The organism is Stutzerimonas xanthomarina DSM 18231, assembly GCF_900129835.1.
GTDB lineage: Bacteria > Pseudomonadota > Gammaproteobacteria > Pseudomonadales > Pseudomonadaceae > Stutzerimonas > Stutzerimonas xanthomarina.
Genome location: NZ_FQXA01000002.1, coordinates 179,108 through 195,900 on the forward strand (window position 1 = coordinate 179,108; position 16,793 = coordinate 195,900).

Consider the following 16,793-nt stretch of genomic DNA (forward strand, 5'->3'; position numbering starts at 1 on the left):
CTTCTGACCGACCGGTAAGGCTTCACGCCTCGCCGACCTGCACGACCAGTTTCCCGAAATTCCTGCCTTCGAGCAGGCCGATAAACGCCTCGGGCGCATTTTCAAGACCCTGAACGATCTGCTCGCGATACTTGATTTTGCCTTCGGCGTACCACGCGCTCATGTCACGGGCGAATTCGTCGTAGCGGTGCCCGTAGTCGTTGAAGATGATGAAGCCCTGCATGCGCATGCGCTTCTTAAGGATGGTATCGAGCAGCAATGGCAAACGGTCCGGGCCGTCTGGCAGGTTGGTGCTGTTGTACTGCGCGACGACGCCACAGACCGGCACCCGTGCGCTGGTGTTGAGGAGTGGCAGCACGGCATCGAATACTTTGCCGCCGACGTTCTCGAAATACACATCGATCCCGTCTGGGCAGTTGTCCGCCAATTGCTGCGCAAAATCTTCGGCGCGATGATCGATACAGGCGTCGAAGCCAAGCGTTTCGACCGCATGCCGACATTTATCAGAACCACCGGCGATACCGACAACCCGGCAGCCTTTGAGCTTACCGATCTGTCCGACAGTCGCGCCAACGGGGCCGGTGGCTGCGGCCACTACCAGCGTTTCGCCGGCCTTGGGTTGGCCGATATCGAGCAAACCCATGTAGGCGGTGAAGCCCGGCATACCCAGTACACCGAGGGCATGGGACGGATGCTCCATATCGGGGTCGAGCTTGATCAGCCCTTGTCCTTCGGACAGCGCATAATCCTGCCAACCATTGCCGCTGAGTACCCAGTCGCCTTCCTGGTAGTCGGCATGGCGGGACTCGACGACCCGGCAAACCGTGCCGCCGACCATCACATCGCCCACTTCCATCGGGGGCGCATAGGACGGACCGGCACTCATGCGGCCGCGCATGTAGGGGTCCAGCGAGAGATAGACGGTACGCAGCAACAGCTGCCCGTCGTTGGGGCTCGGCACCGGACCGGTTTCCAACCGAAAGTTATCTGCGGTGGGCGCACCGTGTGGGCGCGAGGCGAGGTGGATGCGGCGGTTGTGTTGCGATTGTTGAGCCATTGCGGTCTCCATGAGTCGATCAGGACATATCAAGATGGGAGCATGGAGGGCGTCGAGCGTTCCATCGCATGGCCGCTGCAGAAATAGGGGAAGAATATGCTAAAGCCGGAAACATAGCCGCCAGCGAGTAGAGGGCAGCCCCATCCGTTCTAATCAGCGGAGCAAGGCTTATCGGCATCCCTGGCGTCGTCATCCAAGTCCGCTGCGTTGTTCAGGGAAATAGTTTCAGTAGATTTAAGTGGACCGATACCCGGCCAAACAAGCACAACGACTATTGGCCAATCAGATTGATGGTGTTGTTGATGGGTATGTCCTCGACGGATTGGGCCTGGGCCAGCAACTGCGAGACCATAGACAGCACGGCACCAGATTGTCCGCCGTCTGGTCCCTCAGGGATCCAATACTCATCGCCCGCGAACTCGGTTCGGACAACCGCATTCATCGTCATTCCTTGCCTCACCCGGATGATCGGCTGCGGCCCGGCGTGGGTTCTGATGGTCAATAAGGTGCCCTTGGCCTTCTGCTCACGCACGCATTCGCCCAGGTAGTCGAATACTTCGGCGAGTGAGCGGGTGCGCAGCTCGACCTTGCCGAGACCCTTGGCCTCGAAATACACCCGCCCGCCACCGACACTGCCGAAGAAGTCCGGGTCGCCGAGCTGAAACTCGTTTCGGCTTTCAAGCTTGCAGCGGGCTAGTTTGAACAGCGCCTCCTGAGGGCGGACGAAGCAGAACCGTGCGCTTTCAACCGATTCGGTGAGCTGATAACGATTGTTGCCACGTGTACTGACGGACAGGTTCCCTTTGCGTGCCGAAATCAGCTGATCAATGGAGGGGGCTTGTTTGAGTTCCAACTCCGGACCGAAGCGGCTCACGAGAAAGGCCGTTTCCATGGTGATGCCCTGATCAACGAGGCGGTTGACCAGCTGCTGGAAGTGTTTGAAATCGGCCACCTTGGACGGGTTGTTAAAAAAGCGCTCAGTTCCGTTCGGACTCTGAATATGCGCACTTTCGAGAAACAGGGAAAGGATCAGCTCGGGTGGGTAATCCTGGCGCAGCATGAATGCCAACGATGTCGTGCTGATCGGCGCGACATAACCGCGGTAGAACTCCTGGTTATCCTGGGTCGACACATCGAAGCCCGGCCCTTGCTCAACGGACATGTGGGGATTGAAACTGAAGTCTGACGGTGCCTCGCCTCCGAACGGCAGCGTCAGGTTGGCCCCAGCGAAGAAGCGGCTCCGCCCACGGATGGTTGTCACAGTCGTGAAGTGCGCCGGTAGCGAGGCGCTACGACGAACGATGTTGAGCAATAGGGCTTCGTCCTGCAGACGGCTGTAGTCCTGATTGATGGTTGCCATTGCGGAATCGAGGCGTTCGGTTCCGGTGCAGCCTGCTAACAGGCCGAGAAAAGCGGTAGCCACTAGTCGTCCAGCCAGCGTCGAGCGGCTCATTCAGTTGCGTTCCCTAATGTGCGGTTAACGTGTAACAAAAAGATCGGGCAAATTCGGATAAGTGCACACACCCTTATTACCCGCGCAGGATGGTCGAGCGGTTCTCCGCTCGGCCTTGCGGCGTTACTGCTCCAGCTGGTTGACGAACTTCGCTGCTATTCAATCTCGCCGGGCGTCGCGGAGCGGTGCGCTGGGTCATCGGTCACCGTTTCCTGCTCAGTGCGATGCATGTTGCGGTTGGGAACGCTGTCGTTTTCCGGCATACCTTTAACGACCCGGCCATCCTCGGTGACGATCTGACCTTGCTCATTGCGGTGGGTTTCAAGCTTTTCCATGGGCGTAGGAACACCCATAGGGCTCGGGCGCGAACCGGTATCTTCCCGCGGCGTGCCGGCTGGCCACTGGGCCAATGCCGGTTGAGCGGCGGCGGCGAGCAGCGTGGCTATAACCAGCGACTTCATGATGGATCTGTTCATGATGTTCTCCTCGTTAATAGACTGACGAGCTGAGGTATAGCTGGTTGGCGCGGCTGTGCCGACGGCCTGCTCGATTCAGCGGCTCGGAACGCCTTCGGGCTTGCATACAAGCAAGGCGATCGGGCCACCAGCGGAATATTTGCCCGGGACGCGCATCACGACCTCTTCGTTTGGGTTCACCGAGACAGCTGGCGTGGCGGTCATCACGGTTTCCTCAGGTAGCGAGTGGAATTGGCATGAGGCTATTTCATTGCCGTGATTGTTAACTTTGATCGCGGGAACGCCCTTCAGGTCGACGCTATCCGATGAAGCCGAGGGCACGCCCAGTTCTTCCACCTTGATGTCCATGCCGTTCAGCCGTGTGACGACCTGAGGCTCTTGCCCAATGGCCGGGATCGCGAACGCCAGGCCGACCAATGCTAATAAGGGTCTTTTCATTCTGCTCTCCGTTTTAGGCTCTCTATATATGTGAACAGGACTGGGGACTTGAGTTCGCAGCGCGTGTCGTATCCGAGCGGGCTCATCGGAGGCCGAGCACGGCGGGCGCCGGCGCCAATCAGTATCGTGGATGCAATCATCTCTACGGCCCATTCGACGCCTCCGGCATGCTGCTCTCCGCGTCATACGTCACGAACGGCGCGGCTTTCGAGCTCACTAATATTTCGTTGCAATTTACTGAACCCCGCGCATTTAACCGGGTCAGAGCAGAGCGTCATGGCTAAAGCCCATCACGTCTCCGCAGCCACCTCCGCCGCTTCATACGATCTGGTCGGTGGCTCGCTGTCGGATTGAACTTTCCGCCTTGTTGAATCGAAACCGAGCGCATCAATGGATCAGATATACGCAGTGGTACTGTCGTACAAACGCAAGGAATTGTTACAGCGCTGCCTGGATGCGATCGACGAACAGACCCGCCCGTGTGCAGGAGTCATCGTCGTTGACAATGCCAGCAACGACGGCACCGAAGAGATGCTGCTGCAATCGGAACTGCCTAATCTCAAGGTCTATGTGCTGTCGCGTAACACCGGCGCATCAGGTGGCTTCAGCGCTGGCTTTCGGCTTGCTTACCAACAGGGCGCGGACTTCGTCTGGATGATGGACGATGATGTGATTCCTGAACCGGATGCGCTTGAGCAGTTGCTACTGGCCAACGAGCGCCTGGCCGAGCGTAAACAGCCGAGTTCGTATCTGCTCTCGATGGCCCGCACCGAGCATGGTCTGCTTACCAACGTGCCCAGAGTCGATGAGCGCACCAATTCGATCGATTATGAAAACTGGCCTGCACTGCTGGACATTGGCGTAATCCCGGTGCGCCCGGCGACCTATGTTTCGATTCTGGTGCCTCGCAGTTCGCTGGCGCAGCATGGCCTGCCGTTGGCGCCGATGTTTATGTGGGGGGATGATACCGAGTTCACCCTGCGCATCAGCCAGAACGTACCGGGCTATCTGGTGGCTGCCAGCAGGGTGCTGCATGTGCGACGTGTCAGCGGCGCGATCGATATTCTGCGTGAGCCCGATCCGGCGCGAATCGCGCTGCACCGCCATCTGGTTCGTAATGAGCTGTTCGTTGCCCGAAAGTATTTCCGCAAACGACGAGTGTTGGGCCTGTTCGGTTCTCGGCTGAGCCTGGTCGCTGCGATGCTGGCCAGAGGTCAGTTCGCTAAGGCACGCATCATTCTTACTGGCCTGCTGGAAAGCTTCAGTTTTTCGCCGGTTCCGGAATCGGCCGATGCGCCGGTCGAGGCGCTGGGCGTGACTGTACGTGAGCTGTTCCCAAAGGGAGCAGGCGAGACAGCTGATCTGCGGTTGGAGGTCGTCTCGACAACCGTTATCCGCTCCGATGCATCTGCCAGTCCGCCGCCAGGAGCCGTTGAAAACAATATGCGGATTCTGGTGTGCGGCGCCGAGGGGCAGGTTGGTTATTGCTTGATCAACCAGGCCGCGAGCTTCGGGCTGGATGCAATCGGTTTATCTCGCCGCGCCCTGGATATCACTCGCGTAGACCAGATATACGAGGCGATCGAGCGTTATAACCCCGCGCTGATCATTAACGTTGCGGCCTATACCAACCTGGATCACGCCGAAGCGGAAGTGGCGCAGGCTGAAGCGGTCAACCGCGACGGCGCGGCCAACCTGGCCGCGGCCGCTCGCCACTTCGATATCCCGTTATTTCACCTGTCCAGCGAATACGTGTTCTCCGGCGACGGCACCGAGCCGTACCGTGAAACCGATCAGCCGATGCCGAACAGCGTGTACGGCTCCACGCGCCGGGCAGGCGAGCAAGCCATCAGCCAGACGCTGGATCGATTCCTCATTCTGCGGACCAGTTGGATATACGGCGAGCGTGGTAATAATTTCGTAAAGACAATGCTCAACCTCTGCGGCAAAACTGGGGAAGTCTCAGTCGTCAGCGATCAGATCGGCTGCCCAACTCGGGCACGCAGCGTAGCGCGTGTGTTGGTTGAGCTGGCTCTGCGCTATTGCCGTAACGGTGATCTGCAGTGGGGTCTATACCATTACAGTGGTTCATCACCTTGCAGCTGGGCAGAGTTCGCCACGGAAATTTTCCGTGAAGCCGAACTGGCCGGGCTCATCGAACAAGCCCCTCGCGTGGTCCCGGTCACCAGTGACCGACTGCCTCGTGCCGCCATGAGACCGGCCTGGTCGGTACTCGATTGCTCACTTATCGAAGCCACGTTCGGCATTCGCCCGAAACATTGGCGGGAAGAGCTACGCAATGTCATTCGCCGTATGGGTGATCTGCCAGCCGAGCCATGCGGGCCGGCGCCGAGCAGAATTCCCTTCAAGGCCTACCCATTCAGCATTGGCGAGCCGGCGCGGTTATCGACCAATCAGGCGGTAAACCAGAACTGATTAGACCGGATGGCCGAGTCGCCAGCTTTATCTAAATGTTACGGTCGGAAGGCCAGAGCTATTAAAGGGATTTCGCAATGAAGGACGCAACGATCAAAAGGGTAGGGGTGTCGGGTACAGGGATGATCTCGCACTGTTTCGTTCGCCTGATCATGCAGCACTACAAGGACATGACGATCAGCCGTGTTCTGACCCGCAGACGAATCGATACGCTCGGCGACTTTCCGCTCAGGGACGCGCTGACGAACTCGATCGATGATCTGCTCGAGCATTCGGACATCATCGTCGAATGCACCGGTGACGTGTTCTTCGGTACGGAAGTGATCGAGCGTGCTTTCGAAGCCGGCCTACCGGTGGTGACCATAAATGCCGAACTGCAAGTAACCACCGGGTCTCACTTGGCCGGCAAAGGCTTGCTGACTGAAGCCGAAGGCGATCAGCCTGGGTCTCTGGCCGCACTGCACGAAGAAGCGCTACAGATGGGCTTCAAACCGCTCGTGTACGGCAACATGAAAGGCTACCTGAACCATAATCCCAGCCTGGAGGACATGACTTATTGGTCCAAGCGTCAGGGCATCAGCCTTGAGCAGACCACGTCATTCACCGATGGCACCAAGGTGCAGATCGAGCAGGTTGTAGTCGGCAATGGATTTGGCGCAACCATCACCAGGCGCGGCCTGGAAGGGCTGGCGTCAACCGATCTCAACGTCAGTGGCCAGGTTCTTGGGCTGATCGCGGACGGCGTCGGTCAGCCGATCGTCGACTACGTTCTGCCCAGCGGCTATCCAGCAGGTGGCGTGTTTCTGGTGTGTCGGCATGATGAAATGCAGGCGCAGGCAATTGAGTACTTCAAGCTCGGCCCCGGCCCTTATTACGTACTGACGCGACCGTTTCACCTCTGCTCGCTTGAAGTCGGCAAAACAGTTCGTCGGGTATTGGCTGGTGGCGGTGTGCTGCTGAACAATTCTGTCTCGCCCACCTTGGGCGTTGCAGCGATAGCCAAACGTGAAATGAGAGCTGGGGAGATCATCGCTCGTGGCATAGGTGGCTTCGACGTTCGTGGCGAAGCGGTGAAGCTCGCCGAGGAGCTCGACCATGTGCCCATTGGGCTGTTGCGCAACACGGTTCTCAAGCGACCAGTCGAGCCGGGGCAGCTCATCACCTTCGACGACATCGAGGTGCAGCCAAGTCGCGTGCTGGACATCCTCACCCAGCAACAGCAAACAGTGCGGCAGCGGATCGCAACAGATACTCAGCCAACTACGTTGCGCCAGGCTCTGTAATGAGAGCCGGCGATGAGCCCGAGGTCTGGGCAGACGGGTACAGTTTCGTGGAGTTTCAGCGGACCGGGACCGGTCTCGTCCCGTATCACCATGAAACTAATTCTGCAGGAGCGACGCTGCCGATCGCAGCGTCCGGCTCCTCGGCAGAAGAAGGCTTGGCGTGCGACGGAGCTGCCTTCTTCACCCTCCTGGCTTGATTTGACTTCCTTTTACACGAGCTGAGGCTGGTCCTCAGCAGTGCTATCAACGGTCATGTTAAGGCCCTTCCAAAGGCTGCAAGCCAGGCGCACCACGACACCGCCGAAGCCGATAGCCTCTAGTTGGGCGTCCTGCTCGTTGTCAAAAACTGCCAGCACGCTGCCGTATGAGTAAACGACTCCCCAACGACCCGAGTTCTCGCTATCTGCCTTGATGAAATCCATGAACGTCTCCTAATGTCACGGTCTGTGACAAAAATACGTCGCATAGATAGCATGGCGTCAGAACGCCGGCAATCACCGTTCGGCGAGGTCTCGATCCGCCCGTCGTACGGCTGTTCCGTACTGCTATTACAAAGCTATACGGCACCCGGCCAAGCGGTTCTCCAATCGCACTGCGCACTGCGGGAATTGATGACTACGTGTCCGGGCTCCTCATCATTTACGACGTGCCGCGACGCTCGCCCGGATGCGTTTCGTGGCCCATCGGTGTGGTGTCAGGGAAGGCCATTTCTGGCTCGTCGAAGTCGGGGCTGTGCACTTCCGAATCCAATGGCATGTGGCTGTAGCGCTGCTTATCGGCTCGGGCCTGATGTGGCGCCTGCTCGGTTGCGGTCAAGATTCGCTTGGCCTCACAACGGCCGCTGATGCCACGAGCCAAGGCCATGCCACCCATCGCGAGCTGCAACAGACCGCTGAGGCCACCGCGTCGCAGCCCTCGACCCAGCATCACCAGTCCGCCGGCCACTGAGGCGCCGCGTTCCCAGCCGTGCACGTTTTGAGGAGCATTCTTGTCAAAAAGTCGATTCATGGTCGTTCCTTATGTTCAGCCGTAGAACCTGTGCCTCGTTTGAGGCGAAAACGAGGCACAGTGGGTGTTGTCGGGCGAAGGGCCACACCCGTCTGGCGTGCCCGCAGACGATGCAGTTTTGGCTCGTTTCGTTGGTATAGCTTGGGCAGCGCCGCAGCGGTATTCGTTCGGGACGAAAGATGAGCGGCATGCGGCAAGGCTTGACAGTTCGGCATGGGTCCCGCAGATTTCGCTAAACGTAATTGAATTACGCAAAAAAATAATAGAGCGCTGTGCAAATGCGGCGTGCCTTGTATGCAGCCATGGCAACGAATATGGATTCATCAGTTTTCTTCCGGTTCACCGCGTCCGCTCGTCCCCGTACCGTCCAGGTATCCGTCCGCTCGGTGAGCCTGGTCACTCCGGTTGGCCTGTTGCGTGGCGGCGATGCGCGTTTGCCAACCCAGCCAAAGCACAGCGCGCAGGGCAGGTTGGCAGTCAGACCTGACGCCTGGCTGAGCCGTTGAAATGAAGACTTTGGGCTTTCGATTGACACTGGGCGACCATCTGGGTCGCAGCGTCCGTGGGATTTCCTGTGCGCCGCCGAGCTGACCTTCGCAGAACGTCAACCTCTTAAAAACGTACCGTTATTCCAAGGAGCCAGTCATGGCCGATCTGTTTGAAAACCCAATGGGCCTCATGGGCTTCGAATTCATAGAATTTGCCTCGCCCACCCCGAACGTCATTGAGCCGGTGCTGGAAAGCATGGGCTTTAGTCACGTCGCAAACCACCGCTCCAAAGACGTGGCGCTGTACCGCCAGGGCGAGATCAACGCCATCGTCAATCGCGAGCCAAAAGGGCTTCCAGCTTATTTCGCCGCCGAGCACGGGCCGTCCGTGTGCGGCATGGCGTTTCGTGTAAAGGACGCGCAGAAGGCCTATAACCGCGCTCTGGAACTGGGTGCTCAGGCCATCGAACTGCCGACTGGGCCAATGGAGCTGCGCCTGCCGGCAATCAAGGGTATCGGTGGCGCGCCGTTGTATCTGATCGACCGTTTCGGTGAAGGCAGCTCGATCTATGACATTGATTTCGTCTTCCTGGAGGGGGTGGACCGGCATCCGGCCGGCGCGGGCCTGAAACTCATCGATCACCTGACCCACAACGTCTACCGCGGCCGTATGGCCTATTGGGCGGATTTCTACGAGAAGCTGTTCAACTTCCGTGAGATTCGTTACTTCGACATCAAGGGCGAATACACCGGTCTGACGTCCAAGGCCATGACCGCGCCGGACGGCATGATCCGCATCCCCCTCAACGAGGAGTCGTCGAAGGGCGCCGGGCAGATCGAGGAATTCCTCATGCAGTTCAACGGTGAGGGTATCCAGCACGTCGCCTTCCTCACCGACAACCTGATCGAGACCTGGGACAAGCTAAAGGCCAGCGGTACGGTGTTCATGACCGCACCGCCGGAAACCTATTATCAGATGCTCGAAGAGCGGCTGCCCAACCACGGCGAGCCGGTGGAAGAGCTCAAGTCTCGCGGCATCCTGCTAGACGGTGCCGAGGAGAATGGCGAGCAGCGCCTGCTGCTGCAGATCTTCTCCGGCACGGTGCTGGGTCCGGTGTTCTTCGAGTTCATCCAGCGCAAGGGTGACAGCGGCTTCGGCGAAGGCAACTTCAAGGCATTGTTCGAATCCATCGAGCGCGACCAGATCCAGCGCGGCGTGCTGAGCACTACCGAGTAACCACCGAAACGGCAACCGGCCCCCGGTTGCCGTTTCATTCGATCGATCTGGTTGCTTTCAGACCCTTCAGCAATACCCGAGTGGGCACCTGGATTGGTGTCGCTTCGGTCAGGTTGAGTTCTCTTCGCTACCGAAACGATTGATAGGTTGCGTCTAGTCGCTTACGCTCACGCGCATGACCGCCAACCTACGCTCCTTCCTTATCCTGCTGCTTGTACTTGCGCTTCCGATCAACGGGATGGCGCAACTGCTCATGCCGGCAGGATCCTCGGTGCATCACGCGATGGCCGATATGGAGCATATGGACGGCATGGATGACATGGACGGTACCGAGGGCGATTGCCATACCGGGCGCAATCAAGCCAAGACGGCCCTCTGCAAGCCCGGACAAGAATGCAAAACCGTCAGCCTTCTCCAGATCGTCGCTGTGAAGGCGCAGGTGATCCCGGCAGCCAAGCCGGTGATTACACCCTATAACGGCCTACTTCCCGCCCGCGTTTTGGATGCCGTCTGGCACCCACCCCGCGCCTGATTCCGATCGAAATCTAGACACCCGTCCGAATGTGAGCATTCGGGCCGGCTCTCGCGTGCCCTTTGGCCCGCATGGAAGATCAGGAATCTTTTTAAATGAAACCCCTTATCCGTTGGGCGCCTCGCCATGTGGCCGCCTTGACCATCGGCGTGTTCTTTTTTCCCGGGCTCGTTTCAGCGTTGACCCTGGAAGAGGCTCTGAGCCTGGCCGAGCATCAGGCGCCTTCGTTAGCTGCACAAGTTGCCAATCTCCAAGCCGCTCGTAGCGCTGCGATACCGGCAGGCGAGCTGCCCGACCCCAAACTCAAGCTTGGTCTGCAAAGCGTTCCTATCGAAGGCGACGCACGCTGGCAGCTTGATGAAGAGGCCATGACCATGCAAATGGTTGGGGTCATGCAGGAAGTACCGAATCGCGCGAAGCGGCAGGCCCGGATCGAAGCCGCGCGGGCAAGCGTTGCGCTCGCAGACGTTCAGCAAACAATGGAGCGTCTCAGCGTTCGTCAAGCCACCGCAGAGGCATGGATCGCCAGCTTCGCGGTGGAGCAGAAGCTGAGTCTGTTCAAGCAGCTCTACACGGAAAACAAGCTGTTTTCTCAAGCAGTTCACGCACGTATAGCAGGCGGTCGCGGCCAAACCGCAGAAGGTGTGCTGCCGAAACAGGAAGCCGCCTTGCTTGCCGAGCAGGAAGATGAATTGCTGAGCAATCAGGCCGTCGCACGGGCCGATCTGCGCCGCTGGATAGGCGGGTCTGCAAGCCAGCCGCTGACCGGCACCTGGCCGCGGTGGCCTGCCGAGGCTGATCATCATCAGAACGCCATCGACCAGCACCCGGCGCTGCTCGCATTCGATCCGATGGTGCGCGAGGCGGAGGCGAAGATTCGCCAGGCTATCGCCGAGAAGACGCCAGACTGGAGTTGGGGGGTCGATTACCTGCGTCGTGGCCGGGAATACGGCGACATGGTCAATCTCAGTGTCAGCTTCGACCTGCCGATATTCACTGGTTCGCGACAAGACCCCAAGATCGCAGCCGAGCGGGCTCGGCTCGCACAGGTCGAAGCTCAGCGCCAAGCGACGCTACGCATGCATGACCGGGAGCTGACCGCCGACCTGGCCGAATACCGGCGCTTGACGCGGGCAGTGGATCGCCTCGAAGAAAGCTTGCTGCCGCTTGCTGAACAGAAGGTTCAGCTTGCCATGGCCGACTATCGCGCCGGCAAAGGTGAATTGATCGCCGTAATCGATGCGCGGCGCCAGCTCGTCGAAACCCGCCTGCGCCGCATCGACACGTCTCGTGACCTTGCGCTGAGCAACGCCCGCCTGCATTTCGCCTTTGGAGATACCCAACCATGAGCTTCCACATACAACAGCTGGCGCTCGTACTCAGTGTGATGATCGGTGCGACTGCGGCAGCCGTGATGCCAACTACAGCCTTGGCACAAGCAGCTGATGATGAGGGCAGGGCAGTGCTCTATTGGTACGACCCGATGGTCCCGCAGCAGAAATTCGACAAACCGGGTAAGTCACCCTTCATGGACATGGAGCTCGTCCCGCGTTATGCCGATGAAGGCAGCGACGGGGCATCGATGAAGATCGACCCGAGCGTCACGCAGAATCTTGGCATTCGTCTGGCGACGGCTGTGCGTGAGTCAATCAGTCAGTCGCTTGGCGCCACCGGTGCGCTGACGTTTGACGAACGCGATGTAGCGATTGTGCAGGCGCGTGCGGGTGGCTTCGTCGAACGCGTTTACGATCGTGCGCCTGAGGATGTTATCGAGAAAGGCTCGCCGTTGGCCGACCTGCTTATCCCGGAGTGGGCGGCGGCGCAGGAGGAGTATCTCGCACTCAGAGATGTCGGCGAACCCCAGCTGCTGGCAGCGGCCCGGCAGCGTTTACGCCTCGCCGGTATGCCGGCGGATGTCATCGCCCAGCTCCAACGAAGCGGTACAGCTCGCCCGGTCTGGACTGTAACCAGCCCGATCAGCGGTGTGTTGAGCAGCCTCGATGTTCGCGAGGGCATGACCGTATCTGCCGGTGCATCCCTTGCGCGTGTAAATGGGCTGAGCAGGGTTTGGCTAGAGGTCGCAGTACCCGAGGCGCAGGTCAGTCATCTGGCGCCGGGCCAAGCGGTGACAGCGCGCTTGCCAGCCTTTGCCGGCGAACAGCTGAACGGGACGATCCAGGCCGTACTGCCACAGGCCAACCTGGACAGCCGCACCGTGCGGGTTCGGATTGAGTTACCCAACCCACAACAGCGACTACGCCCCGGCATGACGGCGCAGGTGACCTTGAATCGCGACGTCGAGCAGGCGCTGGTCATACCGACCGAGGCGGTCATTCGCACTGGCCGGCGCGCATTGGTCATGCTGGCGGAGGATGAAGGCCGTTACCGTCCCGTCGAGGTGCGTATCGGTCGGGAATTCGATGACAGAACCGAAATACTTGAAGGGCTCGAAGCCGGCCAGAAGGTCGTTGCGTCCGGCCAGTTCCTGCTTGATTCCGAGGCGAGTCTGCGCGGACTGATCGCGCAAAGCCTGGAACAGCCGAAGTCCTCCTTCGAATCCGCTTTGCATGAGGCTGAAGGCACGATTGTGGGGCTGGAAGACGGCATGGTTGGCCTGTCGCATGGACCGTTCAAGACCTTGAATATGCCCGGGATGACCATGGCCTTTCCGGTTGCCGATCCATCGCTTACCTCCGGCTTGCAGTCGGGCGACCGTGTCCGCGTTGGCGTGCGTGAAACCGACGAGGGCCTGCTCATCGAGCGCATCGTGAAGCTCGGGGGCCAGCCATGATCGCAGCCATGATCCGCTGGTCAGTTGCCAACCGATTTCTGGTCCTGCTGGCCACTGTTTTCGCGGTGGCCTGGGGCGTCTGGTCAGTCAAGAACACAGCGATCGATGCCTTGCCAGACCTTTCCGATGTCCAGGTCATCATCCGCACCCCATACCCGGGCCAGGCACCTCAGATCGTCGAAAACCAGGTCACCTATCCATTGACCACAACGATGTTGTCGGTGCCAGGCGCGAAGACGGTGCGCGGCTACTCGTTCTTCGGAGACAGCTACGTCTACGTCCTGTTCGAGGACGGCACGGACCTCTACTGGGCCCGCTCGCGGGTATTGGAATACCTGAGTCAGGTACAAAGCCGGCTGCCTGCCGCGGCCAAGCCCGCCTTAGGCCCAGATGCCACGGGTGTCGGCTGGATCTACCAATATGTGCTGGTGGACCGCACGGGCAGGCATGACCTCTCACAGCTGCGCTCTCTGCAGGACTGGTTCCTGCGCTATGAGCTCAAGACACTGCCCAACGTGGCCGAAGTCGCATCCATCGGCGGGATGGTCAAGCAGTACCAGGTGGTACTCGACCCGGTACGCATGGCCAGCCGGGGCGTGACACAGCAGCAAATCGCAACGGCCATCGACGAGGCGAACCGTGAAACCGGCGGGAGTGTTCTGGAGCTGGCAGAAACCGAGTTCATGGTTCGTGCGACCGGCTATTTGCAGACGTTGAGCGATTTTCGAGCCATTCCGCTGCGTCTCGATGGTGGCGTGCCCGTGACACTCGGAGACGTTGCGCACGTTCAGCTCGGCCCAGAGATGCGCCGCGGCATTGCCGAGCTTGATGGCGAGGGGGAAGTGGTCGGTGGAGTGGTCATTCTGCGCAGCGGCAAAAACGCGCGGGAAACCATCGCCGCGGTCCAGACCAAGCTCGACGAACTCAAAGCGAGCTTGCCTCCGGGTGTTGAAATCGTCACGACCTACGACCGCAGCAAACTGATCGACAGCGCTGTTGAAAACCTCACCCACAAGCTCATCGAGGAGTTCATCGTCGTTGCACTGGTTTGCGCGCTGTTCCTTTGGCATTTGCGCTCGTCTCTGGTGGCAATCGTTTCGTTGCCAATCGGCATCCTGATCGCGTTCGTGATCATGCAGCGGCAGGGTATCAACGCCAACATCATGTCCCTGGGCGGCATCGCCATTGCCATCGGAGCGATGGTCGACGCAGCCATCGTCATGATCGAAAACGCTCACAAGCACATCGAGGCGTGGCACAAGCGTTACCCAGATTCCACCCTTAAAGGCCAGGAGCACTGGAAGGTCATCACCGAGGCGGCCGTCGAGGTCGGACCGGCCCTGTTCTTCAGCCTCCTGATCATTACGCTGTCGTTCATTCCAGTGTTCACCCTTGAGGCGCAGGAAGGTCGGCTGTTCGGTCCGCTGGCCTTCACCAAAACCTACGCAATGGCGGCCGCTGCCGGGTTATCCGTCACGCTGGTTCCGGTGCTCATGGGGTACTGGATACGGGGCCGAATCCCGGATGAACACCGCAACCCGCTCAACCGCGGGTTGATCTGGGCCTATAAGCCGGCTTTGGACGCGGTGCTGCGTTGGCCCAAGACAACGTTGCTGGTGGCGGTTCTGGTCTTTCTGACGGGCTTGTGGCCTGCCAGTCGCCTCGGTGGTGAGTTCTTGCCGCCGTTGGACGAAGGTGACCTGCTCTATATGCCCACTGCACTGCCGGGCCTCTCGGCGCAAAAGGCGTCCGAGCTGTTACAGCAGACCGACCGGCTGATCAAAACGGTTCCCGAGGTCGCTCGCGTATTTGGCAAGGCTGGGCGAGCCGACACCGCAACCGATCCCGCGCCGCTGGAAATGTTCGAGACGACCATCCAGTTCAAACCGAAGGATCAGTGGCGCGCAGGCATGACGCCGGGAAAACTGGTGGAGGAACTGGACCGAACGGTGCAAGTGCCTGGGTTGGCCAACCTGTGGATCCCGCCGATCCGCAACCGTATCGACATGCTGGCGACTGGTATCAAGAGCCCGATCGGGGTGAAGGTGTATGGCACCGAGTTGGCACAGATCGATAACGCCACCTTGGCCATCGAGAAAATCGCCAAAACCGTGCCCGGTGTCAGCTCGGCGTTGGCCGAGCGACTGACCGGCGGGCGCTATATCGATGTGGATATCGACCGTGTCGCGGCGGCACGTTACGGCTTGAACATCGCGGATGTGCAATCGATCGTGGCCGGTGCTATCGGCGGCCAGACCATCGGCGAGACTGTCGAAGGGCTTGCGCGCTATCCGATCAACCTTCGCTACGGTCGAGAGTGGCGCGACTCGCTGACCGATCTGCGCGACCTGCCTATCTACACGCCGCAGGGCAGCCAGATCACCCTGGGCACGGTCGCCGAGGTCAAGGTGACCGACGGCCCACCGATGCTCAAAAGCGAAAACGCCAGGCTGTCGGGTTGGGTCTACGTCGACGTTCGTGGTCGTGACATGGCTGCTGTGGTGAGCGATCTGAGGCAAAGGGTCAGCGAAAGTGTTCAGCTCGAGTCCGGCATGAGCATCAGCTATTCCGGTCAATTCGAGTTCATGGAGCGCGCCAACGCCAAGTTGAAAATGGTGGTGCCGGCGACCTTGCTGATCATCTTCGTTCTGCTCTATCTCACGTTTTCCCGCTTCGGCGAGGCGCTGTTGATCATGGCCACGCTACCATTCGCCCTGACCGGAGGTGTCTGGTTTCTATATCTACTGGGCTACAACCTCTCCGTCGCGACCGGTATTGGCTTCATCGCGCTCGCCGGGGTTTCCGCTGAGTTCGGCGTCATCATGTTGCTGTACCTGACGAACGCCTGGCGAGACCGCCTCAACGCCGGTGCGCGAGATGAAGCCGACCTGCTCGACGCGATTCGTGAGGGCGCCGTACAGCGCGTGCGCCCCAAGGCAATGACAGTGGCAGTCATCATCGCCGGTCTGTTGCCCATCCTTTTGGGGGGCGGAACCGGCAGCGAAATCATGAGCCGCATCGCCGCGCCCATGGTCGGCGGGATGATTACCGCGCCCTTGCTTTCCCTGTTCGTGCTGCCGGCGGCGTACTTGCTGATGCGCCGCCGTCAATTGCCGACCATCCCACACCAGACCATCAACTCCGCAGGAGCACACTCATGAACATCAAGCACATCTGTCTTGCGACATTCTTCCTGGTACCTGTTGCCAATGCCGCCGACAAGCAGCCCATGAACGGCATGCCGATGGATCACAAAGGCATGAACATGCAAACGGACCAGCAGGTGGCCGGAGGACAGGCCGCTACCGCCACCGGTACGGTCAAGAAGGTGAACCTGGAAAAGGGCTCGGTCATCATCGCTCACGGACCGGTCGAAGCACTCGGCTGGCCATCCATGACCATGGGTTTCAAGGCAACGCCGCATCAACTCCGGACCTTGCAGCAGGGTGACCAGGTTGAGTTCGACTTTGTTTCGAAAGGGATGAACGCCGTCGTCACTCGAATCGACAAACAGTAACAGGCTGGGTCATACCCCTCGGCACCGTGGATGCAGTGCGCGGTGCCTTGGCTTCGAAGATCTGCCGTGCGGTGGCG

Annotated in this window: 14 protein-coding genes; 8 read left to right on the forward strand and 6 right to left on the reverse strand. The window is 59.6% G+C overall.

The annotated features are described in order from the left end of the window. Positions 1 to 22 precede the first annotated feature (22 nt). The 4 genes from BUE09_RS05210 to BUE09_RS05225 form a co-directional block, all read right to left on the reverse strand. Positions 23 to 1,057, reverse strand: a complete 1,035-nt coding sequence (locus BUE09_RS05210; RefSeq protein ID WP_073299647.1) for an NADP-dependent oxidoreductase — start codon at positions 1,055 to 1,057, stop codon at positions 23 to 25. Positions 1,058 to 1,328: 271 nt separating this feature from the next. Then, complete coding sequence (locus BUE09_RS05215) at positions 1,329 to 2,510, reverse strand: hypothetical protein (RefSeq protein ID WP_073299648.1); 1,182 nt, start codon at positions 2,508 to 2,510, stop codon at positions 1,329 to 1,331. Between the two features lie 155 nt (positions 2,511 to 2,665). Continuing rightward, on the reverse strand, positions 2,666 to 2,986 hold the full coding sequence (locus BUE09_RS05220) for a hypothetical protein (RefSeq protein WP_073299649.1): 321 nt from the start codon (positions 2,984 to 2,986) through the stop codon (positions 2,666 to 2,668). 75 nt (positions 2,987 to 3,061) lie between these two features. Further along, a complete protein-coding gene (locus BUE09_RS05225; protein ID WP_073299650.1) occupies positions 3,062 to 3,424 on the reverse strand; it encodes a hypothetical protein in 363 nt (120 codons plus the stop codon). A 390-nt stretch (positions 3,425 to 3,814) separates the two neighbouring features. Here BUE09_RS05225 and rfbD point away from each other — a divergent pair, with 390 nt between their 5' ends. Then, on the forward strand, positions 3,815 to 5,860 hold the full coding sequence (rfbD, locus tag BUE09_RS05230; RefSeq protein ID WP_073299651.1) for a dTDP-4-dehydrorhamnose reductase: 2,046 nt from the start codon (positions 3,815 to 3,817) through the stop codon (positions 5,858 to 5,860). A 122-nt stretch (positions 5,861 to 5,982) separates the two neighbouring features. Continuing rightward, positions 5,983 to 7,143, forward strand: coding sequence for an NAD(P)-dependent oxidoreductase (locus BUE09_RS05235; RefSeq protein WP_073299652.1), 1,161 nt, complete (start codon positions 5,983 to 5,985; stop codon positions 7,141 to 7,143). Positions 7,144 to 7,352: 209 nt separating this feature from the next. Here the strand turns inward: BUE09_RS05235 and BUE09_RS05245 are convergent, their stop codons facing one another. Then, a complete protein-coding gene (locus tag BUE09_RS05245) occupies positions 7,353 to 7,565 on the reverse strand; it encodes a hypothetical protein (protein ID WP_073299654.1) in 213 nt (70 codons plus the stop codon). A gap of 217 nt (positions 7,566 to 7,782) precedes the next feature. Next, the gene (locus BUE09_RS05250; protein WP_073299655.1) at positions 7,783 to 8,151 is read right to left on the reverse strand and encodes a YgaP-like transmembrane domain; all 369 of its coding nucleotides are present in this window, start codon (positions 8,149 to 8,151) and stop codon (positions 7,783 to 7,785) included. Positions 8,152 to 8,796: 645 nt separating this feature from the next. On the opposite strand from BUE09_RS05250, the gene hppD reads away from it, so the two are divergent. From hppD to BUE09_RS05280, 6 genes are all read left to right on the forward strand, one after another. Further along, positions 8,797 to 9,876 carry a 4-hydroxyphenylpyruvate dioxygenase gene (gene hppD / locus BUE09_RS05255; protein ID WP_073299656.1) on the forward strand — a complete coding sequence of 360 codons (1,080 nt, stop codon included), beginning with the start codon at positions 8,797 to 8,799 and terminating at the stop codon, positions 9,874 to 9,876. A gap of 175 nt (positions 9,877 to 10,051) precedes the next feature. Further along, positions 10,052 to 10,408, forward strand: a complete 357-nt coding sequence (locus tag BUE09_RS05260) for a hypothetical protein (RefSeq protein ID WP_073299657.1) — start codon at positions 10,052 to 10,054, stop codon at positions 10,406 to 10,408. Positions 10,409 to 10,503: 95 nt separating this feature from the next. Then, positions 10,504 to 11,757, forward strand: a complete 1,254-nt coding sequence (locus tag BUE09_RS05265; RefSeq protein ID WP_073299658.1) for a TolC family protein — start codon at positions 10,504 to 10,506, stop codon at positions 11,755 to 11,757. Next, positions 11,754 to 13,199, forward strand: coding sequence for an efflux RND transporter periplasmic adaptor subunit (locus BUE09_RS05270; protein WP_073299659.1), 1,446 nt, complete (start codon positions 11,754 to 11,756; stop codon positions 13,197 to 13,199). The genes BUE09_RS05265 and BUE09_RS05270 overlap by 4 nt, the downstream gene beginning before the upstream one ends. Continuing rightward, positions 13,196 to 16,360 (forward strand): efflux RND transporter permease subunit, encoded by a 3,165-nt coding sequence (locus BUE09_RS05275; protein WP_073299660.1) that lies wholly within the window; start codon positions 13,196 to 13,198, stop codon positions 16,358 to 16,360. Before BUE09_RS05270 ends, BUE09_RS05275 begins: the two co-directional genes overlap by 4 nt. Continuing rightward, complete coding sequence (locus tag BUE09_RS05280; protein WP_073299661.1) at positions 16,357 to 16,716, forward strand: copper-binding protein; 360 nt, start codon at positions 16,357 to 16,359, stop codon at positions 16,714 to 16,716. Before BUE09_RS05275 ends, BUE09_RS05280 begins: the two co-directional genes overlap by 4 nt. Positions 16,717 to 16,793 lie beyond the last annotated feature (77 nt).

Coding starts and splice junctions, on each gene's coding strand:
- BUE09_RS05250 (WP_073299655.1), bottom strand. CDS start 8,151: ATGAATCGACTTTTTGACAAGAATGCTCCTCAAAACGTGCACGGCTGG.
- BUE09_RS05235 (WP_073299652.1), top strand. CDS start 5,983: ATGATCTCGCACTGTTTCGTTCGCCTGATCATGCAGCACTACAAGGAC.
- BUE09_RS05260 (WP_073299657.1), top strand. CDS start 10,052: ATGACCGCCAACCTACGCTCCTTCCTTATCCTGCTGCTTGTACTTGCG.
- BUE09_RS05215 (WP_073299648.1), bottom strand. CDS start 2,510: ATGAGCCGCTCGACGCTGGCTGGACGACTAGTGGCTACCGCTTTTCTC.
- BUE09_RS05270 (WP_073299659.1), top strand. CDS start 11,754: ATGAGCTTCCACATACAACAGCTGGCGCTCGTACTCAGTGTGATGATC.
- rfbD (WP_073299651.1), top strand. CDS start 3,815: ATGGATCAGATATACGCAGTGGTACTGTCGTACAAACGCAAGGAATTG.
- BUE09_RS05225 (WP_073299650.1), bottom strand. CDS start 3,424: ATGAAAAGACCCTTATTAGCATTGGTCGGCCTGGCGTTCGCGATCCCG.
- BUE09_RS05245 (WP_073299654.1), bottom strand. CDS start 7,565: ATGGATTTCATCAAGGCAGATAGCGAGAACTCGGGTCGTTGGGGAGTC.
- BUE09_RS05275 (WP_073299660.1), top strand. CDS start 13,196: ATGATCGCAGCCATGATCCGCTGGTCAGTTGCCAACCGATTTCTGGTC.
- BUE09_RS05210 (WP_073299647.1), bottom strand. CDS start 1,057: ATGGCTCAACAATCGCAACACAACCGCCGCATCCACCTCGCCTCGCGC.
- BUE09_RS05220 (WP_073299649.1), bottom strand. CDS start 2,986: ATGAACAGATCCATCATGAAGTCGCTGGTTATAGCCACGCTGCTCGCC.
- BUE09_RS05280 (WP_073299661.1), top strand. CDS start 16,357: ATGAACATCAAGCACATCTGTCTTGCGACATTCTTCCTGGTACCTGTT.
- BUE09_RS05265 (WP_073299658.1), top strand. CDS start 10,504: ATGAAACCCCTTATCCGTTGGGCGCCTCGCCATGTGGCCGCCTTGACC.
- hppD (WP_073299656.1), top strand. CDS start 8,797: ATGGCCGATCTGTTTGAAAACCCAATGGGCCTCATGGGCTTCGAATTC.